Below are 17,749 nucleotides of genomic sequence, written 5' to 3' on the forward strand. Positions count from 1 at the left end.
GCGCCCTCGCCGCGCCGCAAGGTCGCCGGCATGAGCGACGATATCCTCGACCGGCTGGTGGCCCGCATCACCCTCAATCGCAACGGCGATCCGGCGACGTCGTATGTCGCCAGGATGACCGCCAAGGGCCGCGCCAAGATCGCCCAGAAGCTCGGCGAGGAAGCCGTCGAAACCGTCATCGCCGCAATGGGCGACGACCGCGGCGAACTGATCGGCGAAGCCAGCGACCTGGTTTTCCACTTGGCGCTGCTGCTTGCCGATGCCGGGCTCAGCTTCGACGACATCCGCACCGAACTGGCGCGCCGCGAAGGCATTTCAGGCCTCGCCGAGAAAGCCTCGCGCAAGGCCGGCTGAGAATGCCTGTCCTACACGGGTCTGATCGGCTACACCGATTGTCCGTTCTCGACTTTGCAGGCGATACCCTCGGTGCGCAAAGCCAGAAATGCGCGAAAGCGGAAAATGTGGAAAATGTTAACACTCTTTCCAACGCGATCATATCGTAGCCTGGAAAGGCTAACCGACTGATTACCGGCTATTGTTCGCTCCCGCACTAGCCTCCGGTGTCTCCCAGCCGCCACCCAGCGCCTTGAACACCGCGATCTGCGCCGTCGTCAGCGTTGCATCACTATCGGCGAGTTGCGCATCGGCCGTCGCCAGCGTGCGTTCGGCATCCAGCACGGCGAGAAAATTCTCGACGCCTATATTGTAGCGCAGCCGGACGATACGCGCCGCCTCGCCGCTCTGGTCGCGAGCATTCTTCAGCGCGGCGTTGCGATCGAGCACGCCGGAATAGTCCGACAGCGTCGTTTCGGTTTCCTGCAGGGCCGAAAGCACCGTGCCGTCGAACGTCGCAAGCGCCGCTTCGGTACTGGCCTCCGCCTGGGCAATCCGGGCCCGCGCTGCAATGATGTTGGGAAAGGTCCAGCTGATCAGCGGACCGAGGCTGAAGCCGAAGCCATTATTGCTGAACGCGGCGCCCGGCGTCACGCCCTGCCCCGAAACGCCGGCGCCGATGCTGATCTGCGGATAAAGATCGGCGGTCGCAACCCCGATCCGCGCCGTCGCCGCCGCCAACTGGCGATCGGCGCGGCGGATATCCGGACGTCGCCTGAGCATGGCGGCGCCATCGCCGGCGGGGAGCGGCTGAGTCAGCCGCGGCGGGATGGTGCACGCGGCAGCACGGGCATCGAACGCCGAGGGCGGCTTGCCGGTCAGCACCGCCAGCCGATACAGCGCACTGCGGCGGTTGGCGGCAAAAGTCGGCAGCGTTGCCCGGGTCGATTCGAGCTGCGCCCTGGCACGCGCCACGTCGAGCGGTGAATCCCGGCCGGCGGCGACACGTCGCTCGGTCAGGTCGAAACTGTCGGCCTGCAGCTTCAACGAACGCTCCGCCACACCGAGTTGGAAGGCGGCCGAACACGCATCGGCGTAAGCCCGTGCCGTCTCGGCCGCGACACTGATCGCCACAGTGTCGCGCGCCGCAGCTTCGGCAGCCGAATCGGCACGGGCCGCCTCGATACTGCGGCTGACCCGGCCGTAAAGATCGATCTCGTAACTGGCATCGAGCCCGACGCTGTAGAACGCGCTTTCGAACGGCACCGGGCCGCCCACCGTGGCGACCGACTGCCGCGCTTCGACAGCACTGGCGCTGATCGTCGTCGACGGCAGTCGGGCACCGCGAGCCTCGGACAAGACAGCCCTCGCCCGGCGCAGATTGGCTGTCGCGACCCGAAGGTCGGTATTGGCTGCAAACGCTTGGCCGATCAGGTCATCCAGCACCGGATCATCGTACAACCGCCACCACGCATCGGGAGCAGACGTGGTTGACGCATTGGCCGGCGTCGCAGCCGAAAACGTCCCGCTGGCGGCTACGGGCGTTGGCGCCGGGGCATAGTTCGGCCCGACCGCGCATGCCGACAGCAGCAGCGCCGCGCCGACGGAGAGAGTGCGAATCATGCGACCGGCTCCGCGGCGGGCGACGTCGGCGGTGCGGGCGCAACCCGGTTGCGACCCCGGATTCGGGCGGCCTTTTCGGCCGCCCAGCTGGCGATGACGTAGAATACCGGCGTGAACAGCAGACCGAAGATCGTCACGCCGATCATGCCGAAAAACACTGCTGTGCCAAGTGCCTGCCGCATCTCCGCCCCCGGTCCCGACGCAATCACCAGCGGCACGACGCCCAGGATGAAGGCAAAGCTGGTCATCAGGATCGGCCGCAACCGGGTGCGCGCGGCTTCCTCGGCCGCGGCAAATCGATCGAGCCCGCGGTCCTCCGCCTGCTTGGCGAATTCGACGATCAGGATGGCGTTCTTCGCCGCCAGGCCGACCAGCACCACAAGGCCGATCTGGGTCAGGATATTATTGTCGAAACCGCGCAGGTTGACGCCCAGGATCGCCGCCAACAGGCACATCGGCACGATCAGGATGACCGCCAACGGCAGCAGCAGCGATTCATACTGCGCCGCCAGCAGCAGGAAGACGAACACCACGGCGAGCACGAACACCGCCGCTGCGGTATTGCCCTGAGTCTTCTCCTGATAGGCCAGCTCGGTCCATTCATAGCTGAACCCTTCGGGCAGCAACTTGCCGGCAAGGTCTTCCATTGTGCCGAGCGCCTGTCCCGACGAGAAGCCGGGCAACCGATCGCCCTGCAGCTCGGCGGCTGGGAAAAGATTATGCCGGACGACACGGTACGGCCCGCTGTCGTCCTTGAGTGTCGCGACCGACCCAAGCGGCACCATTGTTCCCGATGCCGAGCGAACCTTCAGATTGGTGATATCGTTGGGATCGTTTCGAAACGCTGCATCGGCCTGCGCCGTCACCCGGTAGGTACGCCCGAAAAGGTTGAAGTCGTTGATGTAAGCCGATCCTAGATAGACCTGGAGCGTCGAGAACACCGCCGAGGGATTGACTCCCAGCAACTGCGCCTTGTCACGATCGATGTCGGCAAATACGCGCGGCGTCCCGGTGTTGAAGAGGGTGAAGACCGACGTCAGGCCGGGCGCCTGGTTGCCCGCCATCATCATGCCGACGGCGGCCTGCTCGAGCGCCTGATAGCCCTTTCCGGAGCGATCCTGGACCATCATCTTGAAGCCGCCGCCAGTGCCGATACCGCGTACCGGTGGCGGCGGGATGACGAGAATGTTGGCGCCGGTAATGCCGCCCATCCGTTGGCGCAGGTCGCCCAAAATCGATTCACCGGTCAAGCCTTTTTCCTTGCGCAGCGGGTAATCGTCCATCTGCAGGAACAATGTGCCGGCGTTCGGCGCGTTGGTGAAGCTGGCACCATCGAGGCCGGCGAATGCCACGGCATGATCGATACCGGGGGTCGTCATCGCGGTCTTGACGGCGTTCTTGATCGCGGCGTCGGTGCGTTCGAGCGACGAACCCGGCGGCAATTGGACCACCGCGATCAGATAGCCCTGGTCCTGCGCCGGGATGAACCCGATGGGCGTCGCAGTGAAGCGCCACGCCGCCAGCGCCAGCAAGCCGATATAGACCACCAGGATGATGCCGATGGTGCGTATCGTCCGCGCCGTGATCCGGCCATAGCGTTCGGACAACCAGGCAAAGCCGCGGTTGAAGCCGTCGGCGGCCTTGGCGGGATAGCGGCGCCAGCCGGTCGGCTTGTGGTGCGGATCGTGTGGCTTGAGCAGCAGTGCAGCGAGCGCCGGCGACAGCGTCAACGAGACGATGCATGAAATCAGCGTCGCTGCCGAGATCGTCAACGCGAACTGCTTGTAGAACTGGCCCGAGATGCCGCTGATGAAGGCGGTCGGTACGAAGACGGCGCACAGCGTCAGCGCGATGGCGATCAACGCGCCGCCGACCTCGTCCATGGTTCGGTACGACGCCTCGCGGGGGCTATAGCCAAGGGTCAGCTCGCGCTCGACATTCTCGACGACGACGATGGCGTCATCGACGACGATGCCGATGGCGAGCACCAGGCCGAACAGCGACAAATTGTTGAGCGAATAGCCAAAGGCCGCCATCACTGCGAACGTTCCGATCAGCGAGACCGGGATCGCAAGGACGGGAATAATCGCCGCGCGCCAGCTTTGCAGGAAGATCAGCACGACGAGCACCACAAGGATGACAGCTTCGACAAGCGTTTCCTGGACGCTGTCGATCGAGGCGCGAACATATTCGGTCGGGTTGTAGGGGACCGAATAAGCGATCCCCTGCGGGAAGGCCCGCTTGGCCTCTTCCATCGTCGCCATGATCGCGTCGGCGGTGGCAAGCGCGTTGGAGCCGGGCCGCTGGGTGATGCCGATACCGACGCCCTGCTGGCCGTTGACATAGGCATTGGTGCCGTAATCCTGGGCGCCGATCTCGACGCGCGCGACGTCCGATACCCTGACGACGCTGTTACCGTCGGCGCGGATGACGACCGCGCCGAATTGTTCGGGCGTAGTCAGCCGGCCGAGCGCCTGGACGTTCAGCTCGAAGCCCGAGCCGCCGCGATCGAACGGCGGGGCGCCCACCGAGCCGGCGGCAACCTGGACATTCTGGGCGCGCAGGGCCGCGACGATCTCCTCGGCGTTGAGGCCGCGCGAGGCCGCCTTTTCCGGGTCGATCCAGATCCGCATAGAATAATCCCGGACGCCGAAGACGTTGATGCCGCCGACGCCATCGAGGCGGGCTAGCCGGTCCCTCAGGAACAGCGTCGCATAGTTGGAAACATAGCCGATATCATAGGTATTGTTCGGCGAGTGAAGGAACACCACGAGCAGGATATCGGGCGAGTTCTTGCGGGTCGTGACGCCGAGTGCGCGCACCGACTCGGGCAGGCGCGGTTCGGCCGAGGCGACGCGATTCTGAACCAGGACCTGGGCATTGTCGAGGTTGGTGCCCAGCTTGAAGACGACGTTGAGCGTCACGCGGCCATCACCGGTCGACGACGAGGTCATGTAGATCATGTCCTCGACGCCGTTGATTTCCTGCTCCAGCGGTGCAGCCACCGTATCGGCGAGGACCTCGGCGGAAGCGCCGGGATAGGAGGCGGTCACCGAGATCGTCGGGGGCGCGATCTCTGGATATTGGGCAACCGGCAGGGTTGGATAGGCGACGATGCCGACCAGCACGATGAGGATCGAGATGACCGCGGCGAAAATCGGCCGGTCGATGAAAAAGCGAGATAACCGCATCGGTCAGTTCTTGCGAACGGCGTCGGTCGCCGAGGTCGCCGGCGCTTCGACAATCGCCGGCGGTATGGGTCCGGTACCGGGCGCCGGCGGCACGATCTTGCCGGGTTTCGTCGTCACCATGGTTCCGGGGCGTGCGCGTTGCACGCCTTCGATGATGATCTTGTCATCGGTCTTGAGGCCACCGCGGACGACGCGCAAGCCATCGATCAGCGGCCCCAGGACCAGGACGCGCGGCACGACGATACGGTCGGGGTCGACCACCATCGCCACCTTGCGGGTCTGGTCGGTGACGACGGCATCCTCGGGGATCAGCATGCCGTTGTAGGCGCCCGATCCGATCAGGCGCATATGGCCGAACAGGCCCGGCGTGAGGAAGCCATCGGGATTTCGCACGACGGCGCGGCCGCGGATGGTGCCGCTGCCGATATCGATGGCGTTGTCGACGAAATCCATCCGTCCGCGCCAGCGATATTCGGTTTCGTCGCCGAGGCGGATTTCAACAGGGTTGGGCGCCACACGCGACGATGGTCGGGTTCCGGCCTGGTTGGCGCGTTGATATTTCAGATACACCGCTTCCGATCCGGTAAATATGAAATGGATCGGATCGAGCGTTACGACCGAGGTCAGCACCGTCGTACCGGCAGTGACATACGCTCCGACATCGGCCCGGCGATCGGACATGCGGCCCGAGATCGGTGCGGTGACGCGGGTGAAATTCACATCGAGCGCGCGGGCGGCGACGGTCGCTTGTGCAGCCGCAAGGGCGGCGTCGGCCTGGGCAAGGGTCGCCTTGCTGGTGTCGAACTCCTCCTTGCTGATCGCATTGCCGGCGAGGAGCTTTTCGGTACGACCGAAATTGCTGCGCGCCAGGTCGGCGGTCGCGCGGGCGCGCTGGGCTTCGGCCCGCGCCTGCCCCAGTACGGCGTCGAAGGGCCGCGGGTCGATGACGAACAGCAGGTCACCGGCGCGAGCGAACTCGCCATCACGAAAATTGATGCTCTTGATGTAGCCTGCGACCCGGGGACGGACTTCGACAGACTGACGGGCTTCAAAGCGCCCGATATAGTCATCCCAATCGACGATCGGCTTAATCAAGGGGTTGGCGACGGTGACCAGGGGGAGCGGACCGCCGGGAGCGCCAGGCGCGCCGGCCTGTTTTTCGCCGCACGCCGCGATGCCGACAGCGAGCAGGCTCGTCAACGCCAATCGAGACCACATCCGCTGATTACCTTTGTACTGTGGGTCGAGGTTAGCTTTGCTGCGGTGCAAGGTAAACAATAGGCCTGGAAATGTCATGACGTCGTAACAATCGAACATGGGGAGAGTGATGAGCGACCCAGCATTGGATAGGTGGACGCAGCAGCTGCAGCACTGTATCTATGATCAAGAGACTTGATGGTCAAGATACTTTAGGACAAAACACGTTGGACAAGGCCGAGCATCTCCAGTCGATCATGAACGCGGGACGCCGGATCCATCAGGTCGTCGACACCATCGACATGGTGGTTTCGGTTCGCTTCGGCGTGTCCCGGAACGATCTTAGGTGCCTGCATTTGCTTGAGGAAGGTCCAGCGACGCCTGGCGAAGTGGCCGTGCGGACAGGGCTGACAAGTGGCTCGGTAACAGCGTTGATCGACCGACTCGAGGGAGCGGGCTTCGTCGAACGCCGGCGGTCGTGTGCCGATCGGCGGTCGGTCGAGATCGTCATGAACGAGACGCGCTTGCTTGAACTGCGCGCCATTCATGGCGAAATCGAGCAGTGGATCCGCGATTTTTATAGTGATCGCCCGGCCGCCGAAGTCGCCGCAACAGGGCAGGCGCTGGGAGTGTTCGCGGAGTTGCTGGGTGGATTTGCCGATCAGTTCGCGCGAGTGAAATGCTGTCCCGGCGCTGGCGGAGCGCAATAAACTAAGCTTGGCAATGCGGCTTGGGTCAGCCAAGGAATTCAAATGCGCTTTGCCATGCCTCGACGCGAATTTGCCGTGTTGTTTGCGGTGCTGTTGACCGTGGCGGCGGGCAATACCGCGATGCAGACGGTGTTACCCGGCATTGCGCGGGTGATCCAGATTCCCGACATGCTGGTAGCGATCATTTTTTCATTCTCGGCGCTGCTGTGGACGTTCAGCGCGCCGTATTGGGCGCGGCAGTCGGATATTCGGGGTCGGCGGCGGCTGATGGAGGTCGGCGTCATCGGCTTCGGCGTGTCGATGCTGGGCTGCGGGATCATCATTTTTGCCGGTCTCAGGGGCTTGCTGGTGCCGGTGGCGACGTTTGCGCTGTTCGCCAGCATGCGGTCGCTTTTTGGCATTTTCGGATCGGCTTCGAACCCGGCAGCGCAGGCCTATGTTGCTGCAAGGACTAGCGAATCCGAGCGCACCAACGCGCTGGCGTCGCTGTCGTCGGCGTTCGGGCTGGGGACGATTATCGGGCCGGCGCTGGCGCCCTTGTTCATTATCGGGGCGCTGGGGCTGTCAGGGCCGTTGTTTGCCTTTGCGTTGATCGCGGTGTTCGTGCTGATCGCTGTGCGGCGGTATCTGCCGGACGATGATCCTACGCATTTTCCGGGGCTTATCGGCGCGGGGGCGAATTCGTTGAATGTCGGTAGCGGTGGCCACGGCGCGCCGGCGACCGAGCCGACGGTGAGCGGCGGCGCGACGGGGGCGAGCCTGCAGGCGGCTTCGGCTGGGCGCGGCGTGCGGTTGTCGTGGCGCGATCCCAGGATCTTGCCGTTCATGATCTTCGGCTTCTGTTCGGGGTCGATCCAGGCGGCTACGGGGCAGGCGCTGGGGTTCCTGGTCATCGATACGATCGGGGGTAACCCTCTGCAGGCGCAGCAGGAAATCGCCATCATCTTCATGGGTGGGGCCGTGGCGACGCTGTTGGCGCAATGGGGCCTGATCCCGATGTTCAAGATGACGCCGTCGTCGCTGATGCGCTGGGGGACGGCGATTGCAGCGATCGGCACGGCGGGAATTGCCGTCGCGCCGGATTTTTATGCGCTGGTCGTGGCGTTTTCGCTGGCGTCGCTGGGCTATGGCTTTGCCCGGCCGGGGTTTACCGCCGGGGCGAGCCTGGCGGTGGGGCGGTCCGAGCAGGGCGGCGTGGCGGGGGCGATCACGTCGGTCAACGGGTCGTGCTTCGTGTTGGCGCCGGCGGTCGGGATCGGGCTGTACCAGCTGTCGCCGACCTTGCCTTACGGGTTGGCGGCGGCGGCTTTGGCGGCTTTGTTTATTTATAGCCGTCGTAACAAGGCGTTAGGGGAAAACCCGGTGGTCGACAGCGATTCCGGGGATCGTCTGAAGTAAATTTCGGGACGGTTGCGGGACTGTCGCGGGGCTGTTTTTACCCGGAAATGGGAGATGGCGGGTATGTCGGGGGACATGGCATGAAAAAGGGGCCGTCCATTGCTGGACGGCCCCTGGTTTTTTGCGAGATCGGCGGGGTCAGGCCTGCGGCGCAGGTTCCCCGAAACCGCCGCGGCGGCCGGTCTTGGGGATTGCCGAGACACCCGTCGACGGCCGCGAGGCCGGGGTGCCGGTGACCGAGCCGCGCTCGATCGGTTCGCCGGCGAGGACCTTCTTGATCTCGTCGCCCGACAGGGTCTCGAGCTCGAGCAGGGCCGCGGCCAGGTTGTGGAGCTGATCGATGTTGTCGGACAGCACCTGCTTGGCGCGGTTGTAGCCCGAGGTGACGATCTCGCGGACTTCGCCGTCGATGAGCTGCGCGGTCTGCTCGCTGACGTTCTGGGTGCGGGTGACGCTGTGGCCGAGGAAGACTTCTTCCTGGTTGTCGGCGTACTTCAGCGGCCCGAGCTTGTCGCTCATGCCCCATTGCGTGACCATCGAGCGGGCGAGGTCGGTCGCATAGCTGATGTCCGACGACGCACCCGATGAGACCTTGTCATAGCCGAAGATGAGTTCCTCGGCGACGCGGCCGCCCATCGACACCGAGAGGTTGGCGTACATCTTGTCGCGGTGATAGCTGTACTGGTCGCGCTCGGGCAGGCGCATGACCATGCCCAATGCCCGGCCGCGTGGGATGATCGTTGCCTTGTGGATCGGGTCGGAGGCGGCCTCGTGCATCGAGACGACGGCATGGCCGGCCTCGTGGTACGCGGTCATCTTCTTCTCGTCCTCGGTCATTACCATCGACTTGCGCTCGACGCCCATCAGGACCTTGTCCTTGGCGTCTTCGAAGTCGCGCATCGAGACAAGGCGCTTGGCCCGGCGGGCGGCAAGCAGCGCCGCTTCGTTGACGAGGTTGGCGAGATCGGCGCCCGAGAAGCCCGGCGTGCCGCGCGCAATGGTGCGGGCATTGACGTCGGGGGCCAGCGGCACCTTTTTCATGTGGACGCCGAGGATCTTCTCGCGGCCCTCGATGTCCGGACGGCCGACGACGACCTGGCGATCGAAACGGCCCGGACGCAGCAGCGCCGGATCGAGGACGTCGGGGCGGTTGGTCGCGGCGACGATGATGATGCCTTCGTTGGCGTCGAAGCCGTCCATCTCGACAAGCAGCTGGTTCAGGGTCTGCTCGCGTTCGTCATTGCCGCCGCCGACACCGGCGCCGCGCGAGCGGCCAACGGCGTCGATTTCATCGATGAAGATGATGCATGGTGCGGCTTTCTTGCCCTGTTCGAACATGTCGCGGACACGGCTGGCGCCGACGCCGACGAACATTTCGACGAAGTCCGAACCCGAGATGTTGAAGAACGGCACGTTGGCCTCGCCGGCGATGGCGCGGGCGAGCAAGGTCTTGCCGGTGCCCGGAGGCCCGACGAGCAAGGCGCCCTTGGGGATCTTGCCGCCGAGGCGGTGGAAGCGGGCCGGGTCCTTGAGGAAGTCGACGATTTCCTGAAGTTCCTCGCGGGCTTCGTCGATGCCGGCGACATCGTCGAAGGTGACCCGGCCTTCCTTGGCGACCAGCAGCTTGGCGCGCGACTTGCCGAAGCCCATCGCACCGCGCCCGGCACCGTTCTGCATCTGGCGCATGACGAAAATCCAGATGCCGATCATGATGACGAAAGGCAGCATGTTGAAGAACAGCTGTGCCAGCAGGCCGCGGCTCTCCTCAGGACGCGCATCGAAACGGACGTTCTTGGCGCGCAGGCGGTTGACCAGCTCGGAGTCGCCCGGATTGAAAGTGCGGAATTCTTCGTCGGCAGTGGTCTTGCCGATGATTTCCTCGCCGCGGATCTCGGCCGAGCGGATGCCGCCCTCCTCGACCTTGGTCAGGAAATCCGAATAGGCCAGCGTGTTGGCATCGGCGCCGGAACGCGACGGGCCCTGCATGACGTTGACGACAACCACCAGCCCGAGAAGAATCACGAACCACAGTCCAAGGTTCTTGATCAGGGGATTTGGCGGTTTCTTGTTGTTTTCGGCCATGAATCGGCTTCCTGCGAAGAATGAGTCGACACCAGAGATAAGCCTCTTGCAGCGGCTTGCAATCTACCTGTGCGATTCTGACCCGGGAGAGTGGGGTTTGCGGCCTGGAATTGGGGCTCTTTAGCTTGTTATCGGGATTGGTTTTGACGAGGCAAGTCCCCCTCACCCGGGCCGCGCAAGGGCGCGTCTCTCGACCTCTCCCGCAAGGGGAGAGGTGATGCGATGGCTTGTTTTTGGTGAGTTGGGCACACCCTCACCCGGCGCGCTGGCGCGCGTCTCGCCTCTCCCGCAAGCGGGAGAGGGTAGGAGGGCTCAGCGTCTGGGAGGGGCGGGGGTGAAGAGCCAGAGGTTGGTCTTGGGAATGGCGCGGATGTTGGCGAGGGTGGTGGGTTCGGCGTTGGTCAGGCGGTTGATGAGAGTGGTGATCTCGGGGCCGCGGAGTTCGGCGGTCGGGGCGAGGTGGAGAAGGGCGCGGCGGACGAGGCGGTGGACGAGGGCGGTGGGGAGATTGGCGGCGTCCAAAGTGACCGATGTGGCGGTGGCGACGGCGTTGCCGGCCCAGGCGCGGTCTTCGGTCCATTGGAGGGCGGCTTCGGCTTCCGCGAGGTGCGCGGCGGACTGGGCCATCCGGGCGGGATCCAGCCATGGGGTCGCGGCTAGGAGGCGGCGGGCGTGGGTGCGGGCGAAGCGGGGGTTGTCGTTGGACGGGTCGGTGATCGGGCGCCAGCCGCCGGCCCGGGCGATTTCGGCGAGGGCCTGGCGGCGGACGGTGAGCAGCGGGCGGGCGAGGACGACGGTGTTCGACAGGCGGCGCGTCGGGCGGATGCCGGAGAGACCGGTGCTGCCGCTGCCGCGGGCGAGTCGCATGAGCAGGGTTTCGGCCTGGTCGTCGGCGTGGTGGGCAGTGAGCAGGAGGCGGGTTGCGTGGCCGGCGCACCAGTCGGCCATCAGCCTGTAGCGGGCGTCGCGGGCGGCGGCTTGCAGGTCGCTGCCGGGTTTTTCGCCGGTCCAGGTGAGAGTGACGTGCGGGATGGCGCGGGCGGCGCACTGGCCGGCGACCCCTGCGGCCTCGGCGGCAGATGCGGGGCGCAGCGCATGGTCGACGGTGAGCGCGGTGATGCGGCCAGGCCAGGCATCATGGGCGAGGTCGAGCAGGGCGAGGCTGTCGGGGCCACCGGAGACGGCGATGGCGATCGGCTCGCCCGAAATCAGCGGGCGATCGAGGATGCTCTGCAGAAGTGCCGCGAGGTCGGGCATATCGGGATCATGCCGCGCATTTGGCCCTGGTGCCCAGCGCCTGCGATTCGGACTTCTGGGCCGGGGTCAGCTTTTCGCCATAGACGCTGCCGAGTTCGCCGAGGACGCGGCAGGCGTCCTTGGGTTTCTTGAGGCCGTTCATCGCGGTGGCGAGGCCGAGCAGGCTGTCGGGCGCGCGGTCGCTGCGCGGTGCGGTCTTGTAGAGTTCGAGGAAGGCGCGCGCCGCCTCGGCGTTCTGGCCGCGTTCGGCATGGCTGCGGCCGAGCCAATATTGCGCCTGGGGAACGCGGGTCGATTTGGGCCAGGCGGCGATGAAATCGGTCATCGCGATTTCGGTTTCGGGCCAGTTTTTCGACAGCGACTTGGCATAGGCCTGTTTCCAGGCGGCGTCGGCGGTGGCGGCCGGCGCGGCTGGTGTCGCAGGACGCGGCGCCGGAACGGGACGGTCGGCGAAGTCGATCTCCGGGGCACCGACGCGGGTGCCGGGCGGCGGCGGAAGGACCTGTGCGCCGGGCGCAGCGGCGGCAGCGGGCTGGCCGCCGCCTTCGAGGCCGGTGAGGCGGAATTCGAGGTCGCCGCGCAATTTCGCCTGCGCCTCGTCAAGCTGGCGCAGCTTGAACTGGTTGGCTTCGATCTGGCCGGTCAGGTCGCGCAGCTGGCGCTCGAGCTCGCCGACGCGGTTCGACAGGTCGGTGATCGGCTGCGACGCCGGCGAGCCGATGCTGGCGGGCGCGGCTGCGGCCGGGGCGTTGATCTCGGGTTCGAAATAGCGCGCGTCGCCGCCGGGGAAGACCTTGCGCTGGACGGCGCGAAGCTCGGATTCGAGCTTGCCGACGCGGCGTTCGACGCGGACCGGATCGAGGTCCTGGGCGAGCAGCGATGAGGTCGGCAAGACGGAGAACAGGGAGGCAATGACGATCAGCGGACGCAACATGGCAGGTCAGACTCCTGGGACGGTGCCATTAGCGGTCGGTGCGCTGCTCGGTTCCGGCGTCGGCAACGAACTGAGGACCGGGCGGGGGATTTCGGCGATCGGGCGTGGGCCGGCGGCGGCGGCCGGGGTGCCGGCCGTGGTCGCGGCGGCGCGGGCGGCGAGATCGGCGGGCGCCAGGCTGACGTCGCGGATCGTTTCGACGGGACCACCCAGCGGCGGGATGGCGCGGCCACCGACGGTGACATCGAGGGCGCCCGCCTTGCCGGTGCGGAGTTGCAGGCCGGGGGTGGCGGCGGGGACCGAATAGCTTTCGCCCGTCTTGAGGATGCCGACCTTGATATTGGAGCGGGTGGCAGGATCCGTGATCTGCACCCAGACGTCTTCGCGCGCCGTGAGCACCACCGGGCCGACGGCGGGAACGACGGCGCCGGGGGTTGCAGCGAAACCGGGGGCGGCGGCGGTCGGGGCGGCGGGGACCAGTGGGTCGGTCGATTCGACGGCGCCGGTATCGGTGGAGGCGTCCTGAGCAACGGCAGCGACTTCGGTGACCGGTGCCGGGTCGAAGGCGCCCGAGCCCCAGGCCGATAGCCCGGCGATGATCAGCACGACGACGCCGACGCTGGCGAAGACCAGGCCCTTGGAGGGCAGGCGGCGTTCATCGAGCGGTTCGAGCGACATCGGGGTCGGGACATGCGCCGCCTTGGTGGTTTCAGCGCGGAACTGGATGGCCAGCGCTTCGGGATCGAGACCGACCGTGCGGGCGTAGGATTTGACGAAGCCGACCGCATAGGGGAGCGCCGGCAGGCTGTCGTGTTCGTCGGCCTCGAGGGCGCGCAGGTGGCGCAGCGGCACGCGGGTTTCGCGAGCGATGTCGGCGATCTCGAGTCCGGCGGCGGCACGTCCCGCGGCGAGCATCGCTCCGGTACGCTTGACGCCGCTTTCGGGCAATTCCACGCTGGGCATTCCTTATGTGTCGGGTGCGGGCCGAACCGGGCGCCAGGCATCCGCATCGCGGCAATGTCGCCGATGCGCTTTCGATGCCGGTGGGGCGGATGCAAGTCAAGCCGATGCGGAGCCGACACGGTCGCGGCGACGGCGCAATGCGGTGGTTCGAATGCCATTGTCGCCCGTTCGTCAAGGAGTAGCTGGAGTCTGGGTCCCTTGTTGCGGCGCGTCAAAGACGCTATGGGCGCGCCAATGGCTGTCGGGGACTAGCACCCTGCGGCGGTTTCCCCCTGCCTATCTTGCACGCCCTTTCCACAGGACCCGATTTCAATGGCCTTGCGTAATATCGCGATCATCGCGCACGTCGATCACGGCAAGACGACGCTTGTCGACCAGCTGTTCCGCCAGTCGGGGACGTTTCGCGACAACCAGCGCGTGGCCGAACGGGCGATGGATTCGAACGATCTCGAAAAAGAGCGCGGCATCACCATCCTGGCGAAGTGCACGTCGATCGAGTGGACCGACAAGACCAGCGACGTGACGACCCATATCAACATCGTCGATACGCCGGGCCACGCCGATTTCGGCGGCGAAGTCGAGCGCATCCTGTCGATGGTCGACGGTGTCGTGCTGCTGGTGGATGCCGCCGAAGGCCCGATGCCGCAGACCAAGTTCGTCACCGGCAAGGCACTGGCGCTGGGGTTGCGGCCGATCGTCGTCGTCAACAAGATCGACCGGCCCGATGCGCGGGCGCAGGAAGTGCTCGACGAGGTGTTCGACCTGTTCGTGACGCTGGAAGCAACCGACGCGCAGCTCGATTTTCCGGTGATCTTCGCTTCGGGGCGCAATGGTTATGCCGGGCGCGATTCCGACGTGCGATCGGGTGATTTGACGCCGTTGTTCGAGACGATCGTGGCGCATGTGCCGCCGCCGGCCGCCGATGTGGATGGCGAGTTCAAGATGCTGGTGTCGCTGCTCGATCGCGATAACTTTGTTGGTCGTATTTTGACCGGACGCATCCTTTCGGGAACGCTGCGGCTGAATACGCAGATCCGTGCGCTCAACCCTGATGGCAAGGTCGTCGAGGAAGGCCGGGCGTCGAAGATCTTTGCGTTCCGTGGTCTGGAGCGGGTGCCGGTCGAGGAGGCCCGCGCCGGCGACATCATCGCGCTGGCCGGGTTCAGCAAGGCGACGGTTGCCGATACGATTGCCGATATTACCGTCACCGAGCCGCTGCATGCGCAGCCGATCGATCCGCCGACGCTGTCGATGACCTTTGCGGTCAATGATTCGCCGTATGCGGGGCGTGATGGTTCCAAGGTCACGAGCCGGATGATTTCGGATCGCCTGGTGCGCGAAGCCGAGGGCAATGTTGCCGTCAAGGTGACCGAGAGTGCGTCGAAGGATGCCTTCGAGGTTGCCGGGCGCGGCGAGTTGCAATTGGGCGTGCTGATCGAGACGATGCGCCGCGAGGGTTTCGAACTGTCGATTTCGCGGCCGCGGGTGATCTATGGCACCGATGACAATGGCAAGCGCACCGAGCCTTACGAAATTGTGGTGATCGACGTCGATGAGCAATATTCGGGGACGGTTGTCGAGAAGATGGCGGGCCGCAAGGCCGAGATGACCGACATGCGGCCTTCGGGCGGCGGCAAGACCCGGCTGACCTTCTCGGCGCCGGCGCGGGGCCTGATCGGCTATCATGGCGAGTTTCTGTCGGATACGCGCGGGACGGGCATCATGAACCGGCTGTTCGAGAAATATGGGCCGTACAAGGGTTCGGTTTCCGGGCGCGGCAATGGCGTGCTGATCTCGACCGAGACGGGTGAAGCTGTGGGCTATGCGCTGGGTTATCTGCAGCCGCGCGGCACGTTGATGATCGAGCCGGGTGAAGCGGTCTACCAGGGCATGGTCATCGGCGAGAATGCGCGTGACGAGGATCTCGAGGTCAATCCGCTCAAGTCGAAGGCGCTGACCAACTTCCGTGCCAGCGGCAAGGATGATGCCATCCAGCTGAGCCCGCCGAAGCGGCTGACGCTCGAGCAGGCGATCGCCTATATCGAGGAGGACGAGCTGGTCGAGGTGACGCCGAACTTCATCCGGTTGCGCAAGATCCATCTCGATCCGAACGAGCGCAAGCGCGCTTCACGCTTCAGGAACGCCGGTTAAGGCTAGTTGACAGTAGATTGGCCGGGGCCGGGTGATTCCAGCCTTGCCATTGTGCGGCGCAGCATCAATCGTAATTTGCGGTAAACCGAAAGTGTAGGCTGGTCTTACACTTTCGATGGTAATTGACTGTTTACCACGTTTGATTCCAGCAGGTTAGGCAGGCGGTATCATCTGGCATGGTTCTTGCTGCAGTGCAGCTATGACCTTGTCGGGAGTTACTGCCGTGAAACAGTCATTGTTGATAGTGTTCGCCGGGATGTCGATGATGTCGGCGCCGGCAATGGCGGTTGCATCGATCGATTTGACACCTGTTTCTGCGGTCCGTGAGACGCGCACGACGGTGATGCTGCAGGCGCCCGGGACGGCAGTCGACGATCTGCTCAATGTTGCGCTGGCGGTGATCGCGGTGCTGTTGTTCGCGGTTGTCGTTCGCCGCCGCGGCCCGACCACGACGGCCTGAACCGCGCTGGTCCGCCCAGCGGCATAGCGACACCTTGCGCGAGCGCCGTGTTACGGTTCATTCCACACAGGCTGCCGGCGATCATCGCCCCAGCGGGCGCCGATGGCGCCGGGGAGTGGACTGACCATGGCGGATGAATACGCAGACTATAAGCGGGTCCGGCATGTCGAACCGGTCCCGCAGGCCGAGGCCGAGGCGGCGGTGCGAACGCTGATCCGCTGGGCCGGCGACGATCCCGACCGTGAGGGGCTGCTCGATACGCCGGGGCGGGTGGCGCGGGCGTATCGCGAATATTTCCGGGGTTACCAGGAAGACCCGGGGCAGCACCTGTCGCGGACGTTCAGGGAAGTCGGCGGCTATGACGAGATCGTCATCCTGCGCGACATTCCGTTCCAGTCGCATTGCGAACACCATATGGCGCCGATCATCGGCCGGGCGCACATCGCCTATCTGCCCAACAAGCGCGTCGTCGGCATTTCCAAGCTGGTGCGGGTGCTGCAGGGCTTTGCCAAGCGCCTGCAGGTGCAGGAGCGGCTGACTGCCGAGATCGCCGATTGCATCCAGTTGCACCTCGATCCGGTCGGCGTGGCGGTGGTCATCGAGGCCAGCCATGCCTGCATGAGCGCGCGCGGCGTGATGACGCCGGGGGTGACGATGACGACCAGCCGGATGATGGGGGTGTTCCGCGAGGACGATCGCAGCCGCAAGGAAGTGCTGGCGCTGATCAGGGGCTGATCCCAGGCGTGATTGTTGCCGGCGCTTAACAAGCGTTGCTGCATCGCCTATGGAATGATGAGGCAAACAAGGGGTCGACAGCGACATGGCAAACATATTGGGCAATCTGAACCGGGCACTGATGGTCGGCGGCATCCTGCTGTTGATCGTCGCACTGGCGTTTCATGCGCCGGATATCGCCAGCGACCCGGCCAATTGGGCGAACTGGTTCCTGCGCTTTGCCCATGTGCTTTGCGGCATATTGTGGATCGGCCTGCTGTATTATTTCAACTTCGTACAAATCCCGACGATGCCCAAGGTGCCGGCCGAGCTGAAGCCGGCGGTGTCGAAGTATATCGCGCCCGAGGCGCTGTTCTGGTTCCGCTGGTCGGCGCTCGCCACCATGGTGCTGGGCCTCGCCATCGCCGGGTCGCCGCCGCAGCTCTACCTCGTCGAGGCGCTGACCTTCCAGGCGCCTTATCGCCTGATCGGGGTCGGCATGTGGCTGGGCATCATCATGGCCGCCAACGTCTGGATGTTCATCTGGCCGAACCAGAAGATCGCGCTCGGGATCGTCGAAGGCACCCCCGAGGCCAAGGCGGAAGCTGCCAAGAAGGCGATGCTGTTCAGCCGGACCAACTTCGTGCTGAGCTTTCCGATGCTGTATTGCATGGTGACCACCTACGGGCTTGCCCGCTAAGGCGTTTCGCCGGGGGCCGCGGGTCCCCGGCGACGT

Annotated in this window: 14 protein-coding genes; 7 read left to right on the forward strand and 7 right to left on the reverse strand. The window is 65.1% G+C overall.

What is annotated here, in order from left to right; translation table 11 throughout:
• Window positions 1-30 precede the first annotated feature (30 nt).
• On the forward strand, window positions 31-354 hold the full coding sequence (locus tag IEW98_RS06890) for a phosphoribosyl-ATP diphosphatase (protein ID WP_188762203.1): 324 nt from the start codon (window positions 31-33) through the stop codon (window positions 352-354).
• Window positions 355-525: 171 nt separating this feature from the next.
• Here the strand turns inward: IEW98_RS06890 and IEW98_RS06895 are convergent, their stop codons facing one another.
• The 3 genes from IEW98_RS06895 to IEW98_RS06905 are packed head-to-tail and all read right to left on the reverse strand — an operon-like array spanning window position 526 to window position 6,365.
• Window positions 526-1,956 (reverse strand): efflux transporter outer membrane subunit, encoded by a 1,431-nt coding sequence (locus IEW98_RS06895; protein WP_188762204.1) that lies wholly within the window; start codon window positions 1,954-1,956, stop codon window positions 526-528.
• Window positions 1,953-5,147 carry an efflux RND transporter permease subunit gene (locus IEW98_RS06900; RefSeq protein ID WP_188762205.1) on the reverse strand — a complete coding sequence of 1,065 codons (3,195 nt, stop codon included), beginning with the start codon at window positions 5,145-5,147 and terminating at the stop codon, window positions 1,953-1,955. The genes IEW98_RS06895 and IEW98_RS06900 overlap by 4 nt, the downstream gene beginning before the upstream one ends.
• Window positions 5,148-5,150: 3 nt before the next feature.
• On the reverse strand, window positions 5,151-6,365 hold the full coding sequence (locus IEW98_RS06905) for an efflux RND transporter periplasmic adaptor subunit (protein ID WP_188762206.1): 1,215 nt from the start codon (window positions 6,363-6,365) through the stop codon (window positions 5,151-5,153).
• Window positions 6,366-6,571: 206 nt separating this feature from the next.
• Between IEW98_RS06905 and IEW98_RS06910 the strand changes: the two genes are divergently transcribed.
• Complete coding sequence (locus tag IEW98_RS06910; protein WP_207792526.1) at window positions 6,572-7,054, forward strand: MarR family winged helix-turn-helix transcriptional regulator; 483 nt, start codon at window positions 6,572-6,574, stop codon at window positions 7,052-7,054.
• A 42-nt stretch (window positions 7,055-7,096) separates the two neighbouring features.
• Window positions 7,097-8,452 carry an MFS transporter gene (locus IEW98_RS06915; protein ID WP_188762207.1) on the forward strand — a complete coding sequence of 452 codons (1,356 nt, stop codon included), beginning with the start codon at window positions 7,097-7,099 and terminating at the stop codon, window positions 8,450-8,452.
• A gap of 138 nt (window positions 8,453-8,590) precedes the next feature.
• On the opposite strand, the gene ftsH is transcribed toward IEW98_RS06915, so the two are convergent.
• The 4 genes from ftsH to IEW98_RS06935 all read right to left on the reverse strand — a co-directional run bounded on the left by ftsH (window position 8,591) and on the right by IEW98_RS06935 (window position 13,679).
• Entirely contained in the window at window positions 8,591-10,534 is a 1,944-nt protein-coding gene (gene ftsH / locus IEW98_RS06920; RefSeq protein ID WP_188762208.1) for an ATP-dependent zinc metalloprotease FtsH, read from the reverse strand.
• A 312-nt stretch (window positions 10,535-10,846) separates the two neighbouring features.
• Window positions 10,847-11,791: a tRNA lysidine(34) synthetase TilS gene (gene tilS / locus IEW98_RS06925; RefSeq protein ID WP_188762209.1), complete on the reverse strand. Its 945-nt coding sequence runs from the start codon at window positions 11,789-11,791 to the stop codon at window positions 10,847-10,849.
• Between the two features lie 7 nt (window positions 11,792-11,798).
• Window positions 11,799-12,725 (reverse strand): YbgF trimerization domain-containing protein, encoded by a 927-nt coding sequence (locus tag IEW98_RS06930; RefSeq protein ID WP_188762210.1) that lies wholly within the window; start codon window positions 12,723-12,725, stop codon window positions 11,799-11,801.
• A gap of 6 nt (window positions 12,726-12,731) precedes the next feature.
• Window positions 12,732-13,679: a helix-turn-helix domain-containing protein gene (locus IEW98_RS06935; RefSeq protein ID WP_188762211.1), complete on the reverse strand. Its 948-nt coding sequence runs from the start codon at window positions 13,677-13,679 to the stop codon at window positions 12,732-12,734.
• Between the two features lie 321 nt (window positions 13,680-14,000).
• On the opposite strand from IEW98_RS06935, the gene typA reads away from it, so the two are divergent.
• From typA to IEW98_RS06955, 4 genes are all read left to right on the forward strand, one after another.
• Window positions 14,001-15,839, forward strand: a complete 1,839-nt coding sequence (gene typA, locus IEW98_RS06940; protein ID WP_188762212.1) for a translational GTPase TypA — start codon at window positions 14,001-14,003, stop codon at window positions 15,837-15,839.
• 223 nt (window positions 15,840-16,062) lie between these two features.
• On the forward strand, window positions 16,063-16,299 hold the full coding sequence (locus IEW98_RS06945) for a hypothetical protein (protein ID WP_188762213.1): 237 nt from the start codon (window positions 16,063-16,065) through the stop codon (window positions 16,297-16,299).
• 126 nt (window positions 16,300-16,425) lie between these two features.
• Complete coding sequence (folE, locus tag IEW98_RS06950) at window positions 16,426-17,034, forward strand: GTP cyclohydrolase I FolE (RefSeq protein WP_188762214.1); 609 nt, start codon at window positions 16,426-16,428, stop codon at window positions 17,032-17,034.
• Window positions 17,035-17,119: 85 nt separating this feature from the next.
• Window positions 17,120-17,713 (forward strand): urate hydroxylase PuuD, encoded by a 594-nt coding sequence (locus tag IEW98_RS06955; RefSeq protein WP_188762215.1) that lies wholly within the window; start codon window positions 17,120-17,122, stop codon window positions 17,711-17,713.
• Window positions 17,714-17,749: the final 36 nt, after the last annotated feature.

Source organism: Sandarakinorhabdus glacialis (assembly GCF_014643455.1).
GTDB classification, from domain to species: domain Bacteria; phylum Pseudomonadota; class Alphaproteobacteria; order Sphingomonadales; family Sphingomonadaceae; genus Sandarakinorhabdus; species Sandarakinorhabdus glacialis.

Bases quoted from the DNA above. Each gene is read 5' to 3' on its own strand.
- IEW98_RS06890 (WP_188762203.1), top strand. From the start codon at position 31: ATGAGCGACGATATCCTCGACCGGCTGGTGGCCCGCATCACCCTCAAT.
- IEW98_RS06895 (WP_188762204.1), bottom strand. From the start codon at position 1,956: ATGATTCGCACTCTCTCCGTCGGCGCGGCGCTGCTGCTGTCGGCATGC.
- IEW98_RS06900 (WP_188762205.1), bottom strand. From the start codon at position 5,147: ATGCGGTTATCTCGCTTTTTCATCGACCGGCCGATTTTCGCCGCGGTC.
- IEW98_RS06905 (WP_188762206.1), bottom strand. From the start codon at position 6,365: ATGTGGTCTCGATTGGCGTTGACGAGCCTGCTCGCTGTCGGCATCGCG.
- IEW98_RS06915 (WP_188762207.1), top strand. From the start codon at position 7,097: ATGCGCTTTGCCATGCCTCGACGCGAATTTGCCGTGTTGTTTGCGGTG.
- ftsH (WP_188762208.1), bottom strand. From the start codon at position 10,534: ATGGCCGAAAACAACAAGAAACCGCCAAATCCCCTGATCAAGAACCTT.
- tilS (WP_188762209.1), bottom strand. From the start codon at position 11,791: ATGCCCGACCTCGCGGCACTTCTGCAGAGCATCCTCGATCGCCCGCTG.
- IEW98_RS06930 (WP_188762210.1), bottom strand. From the start codon at position 12,725: ATGTTGCGTCCGCTGATCGTCATTGCCTCCCTGTTCTCCGTCTTGCCG.
- typA (WP_188762212.1), top strand. From the start codon at position 14,001: ATGGCCTTGCGTAATATCGCGATCATCGCGCACGTCGATCACGGCAAG.
- folE (WP_188762214.1), top strand. From the start codon at position 16,426: ATGGCGGATGAATACGCAGACTATAAGCGGGTCCGGCATGTCGAACCG.
- IEW98_RS06955 (WP_188762215.1), top strand. From the start codon at position 17,120: ATGGCAAACATATTGGGCAATCTGAACCGGGCACTGATGGTCGGCGGC.